The 2739-nt window shown below is 72.1% G+C and carries 2 protein-coding genes and 1 pseudogene; 1 reads left to right on the top strand and 2 read right to left on the bottom strand.

Annotated elements, in window-relative coordinates; genetic code table 11:
* Positions 1-411, top strand: a pseudogene (locus tag IH26_RS0152215) (aa3-type cytochrome oxidase subunit I); the annotation flags it as partial.
* Positions 412-793: 382 nt separating this feature from the next.
* Here the strand turns inward: IH26_RS0152215 and IH26_RS0152210 are convergent.
* Both IH26_RS0152210 and IH26_RS0152205 read right to left on the bottom strand, forming a co-directional pair.
* Positions 794-1261 carry a TetR/AcrR family transcriptional regulator gene (locus IH26_RS0152210; protein ID WP_245666075.1) on the bottom strand — a complete coding sequence of 156 codons (468 nt, stop codon included), beginning with the start codon at positions 1259-1261 and terminating at the stop codon, positions 794-796.
* Between the two features lie 395 nt (positions 1262-1656).
* On the bottom strand, positions 1657-1977 hold the full coding sequence (locus tag IH26_RS0152205) for a DMT family transporter (RefSeq protein ID WP_030443763.1): 321 nt from the start codon (positions 1975-1977) through the stop codon (positions 1657-1659).
* Positions 1978-2739 lie beyond the last annotated feature (762 nt).

The raw sequence follows: 2739 nt of genomic DNA, 5'->3' as shown, positions 1-2739 counted from the left end.
GGCACCGAGGGCATGCCCCGGCGGTACGCGGACTACCTGGCGTCGGACGGCTTCACCTTCCTGAACACGTTCTCGACGATCGGCTCGTTCGTCCTCGGCCTGTCCACGCTGCCGTTCATCTACAACGTGTGGCGGTCCTACAAGGTCGGCGAGCTCGTCACGGTCGACGACCCGTGGGGCCACGGCAACTCGCTCGAGTGGGCCACATCGTCCCCGCCCCCGCTGCGCAACTTCGACCGCATGCCCCGGATCCGCTCGGAGCGGCCCGCCTTCGACGCGAAGTTCCCGGAGCTCGCGCCCGGCGCGCAGACCCTGGCGGGGCCGCCAGAGGGCGGGGCGAAGGTGCTCACCAGCCACTCCAACGGCGGCGCGACCTACGAAGAGGACATCGCGAGCGACGCCGACCGCTGATTCAGCGTCAGCTTGATGCGGCCCGTCCCGGGTTTCCGGGGCGGGCCGCTTCCGCGTTGAGCGCTCGTCTCGTTCGAGTCTGCGGTATCACGCGCCTTCCGCTCCGCCCGCGCACGCTGTGCCGTGTTCGTGCTGGCTGTGCCGTGTTCGTGTTCGTGTTGGCTGTGCCGTGTTCGTGTTCGTGTTCGTGTTGGCTGTGCCGTGTTCGTGTTCGTGCTGGCTGTGCCGTGTTCGTGTTCGTGTTGGCTGTGCCGTGTTCGTGCCCGCGCTGGCTGTGCCGCGCTCGCTGCGCCCCGCTCCGCTCCGGCGGCCAGATCTTGGAGAGGGCGTGTTCGGGGCGAACGCCGATTCACCATCCTTGCGGTGTGCTCCCGATGTGTCGTCAGGCGGCGGACAAGGTGCGGATGGCGGCCGTCAGGGCGGGGGCGTTCAGCGGGGCGCCGGTCACCAGCAGGTGGAGCATCGTGCCGTCGAGCAGGGCGGAGATGTTGTGGGCGGCGTCCTCGCCCACATGCGGGGTGAGGAGTTCGTGCAGGCCGTGCAGCCAGTCCTCGGCCAGCGGACGCAGGGCGTCGTCACGGGCCGCGGCCAAGCACAGTTCGTACTCGATGCGCGCCCGGCGCCGGTCGGCCATGTAGTCGGCGACCAGGTCGACCAGGGCCACGGCCAGGTCGGGGACGTCGTGGAGGTGGTCGGCCCAAGCCCGGAGGTCGGCCTCCTGATCCTCGGCCGCCTTCTGGAGAGCGGCCGCGATCAGGGCATCCAGCGTCGGGAAGTAATAGGTGGTGGCCCCGAGCGGCAGCCCAGCCCGGGCAGCGACGGCCCGATGCGTGGTCCGCCCGATCCCCATCTCGGCGACGACCTCAATGGTCGCGGCGGCCAGCGCATCCCGCCGCGCCTGCGGATCCCGTGCGCGGCGGGCCGGCTGCCGCTCACCACCGGCCGCGCCACCGTCAGCGATCCCGGCCGCCGTGCCCGTCCCGGTGGCTGTGCTCGTCCCATTGGCTGGGTCCGTCGCGGTGGCTGGGTCCGTCGCGGTGGCTGTGCTCGTCCCGGGGGCCGTGCTGATCCCGGTGGCTGTGCTCGTCCCGGGGGCCGTGGCCGTGGTGGCCGTGGTGGCCGTGCCGGTCTCGGTGGTTCTGCCGGTCTCGGCCGAGGCCGCCGCGGGTCTGTCCGGGGCGGGTGGCTTTGCCTTGCGGGGGGAAGTGTGCGCGTCACGGCCGCTCGGGCTGGTCAGGCCGTTGGTCAATGGGCACCGCCGACGTTCAAGGTGACTACTCCCGCGATGATCAGACTGATGCCGGCCACCTTGACGACGGTAATCGGCTCGTTGAGGAACGCGGCCCCGATCGCGACGATAGCGGCCGTGCCGAGGGCCGACCAAAGAGCGTAGGCGACGCTCACCTGGACTCCCTTGACGGCCTGGGCCAGCAGGACGAACGAGATCACGTAGCCGGTCAGGACAGTCACCGTGGGCCACAGCCGGGTGAAGCCCTCCGTGGACTTCATGAAGGCGGTGGCCACGACCTCAGCCGCTATGGCACCCAACAGAAACACGTAAGCCACGACTGCACCTCTTCTTGTACGTATGTACAAGTACGATCGTACAAGAACTTTGGGTTTCCCTCACAACCGACTTTTGGCTGCCGATGGGAACCCCTCGGGCGCGCGCGAAACGAGCTCCGCGAGCAGGTTGAAAGGCCACGTCGGGTGTGGCGGAGATGGGGAGCTCGCGAGACCGAGGCGCGGTCGCGGGGCAAGGGCGTCGCGACGGGCGTGCCCAAGCCGAGAGCGGCGGGCGTGGGAGGCGGCGCTGCCCGCCGAAAGGCCAGGCGGGCGTCCGCGGCCCACCGAAAGGCTAGGCGGGCGTCCGCGGCGGGTGAGGGCTGCCGCCCGCCGGACCCGGGCGAGCCGGGTCGGGGCCGCCGCCCGGGGCGCGGGTAGGAGGCGGCGGCCGGCCCGCGCGAACGCCGGCCCGCGGGAGCGCCGCGTGTCGGCCCGCGGGCGGCGAAGTGAGCCGTTGGCGTGGGCTGTTGTGCGCCTGCGCGGGTTAGGGGCGGCCGGCTGGGCTCGGGACGATCTCGGCGGGGCCCGCCGCGCCGGTGGACAGGCCGTCGGGCGTGGAGAGGGCGGCCGCGTCCTCCAAGGGCTGGGATGGGCGGGGGATCGCCGGAGCGGGCGTCGCCACGGTTGTCGTGGGTGCGCCGGCTCCGGAAGGCGAGCCTGCGGTGGGTGCGCTGGCTCCGGAAGGCGACGCGGTGGGCGAGCCCGTGGTGGGCGAGCCTGTGGCGGGTGCAGCGGGCGAGCCTGTGGTGGGCGTGGCGGGCG

The organism is Actinoplanes subtropicus (assembly GCF_000721705.1).
Classification (GTDB): domain Bacteria; phylum Actinomycetota; class Actinomycetes; order Mycobacteriales; family Micromonosporaceae; genus Actinoplanes; species Actinoplanes subtropicus.
The sequence above is the reverse complement of the archived record's forward strand: the minus strand, read 5'-3'. Positions and strand labels throughout refer to the sequence as shown.

Coding starts and splice junctions, on each gene's coding strand:
- IH26_RS0152210 (WP_245666075.1), bottom strand. CDS start 1,261: ATGGGGATCGGGCGGACCACGCATCGGGCCGTCGCTGCCCGGGCTGGG.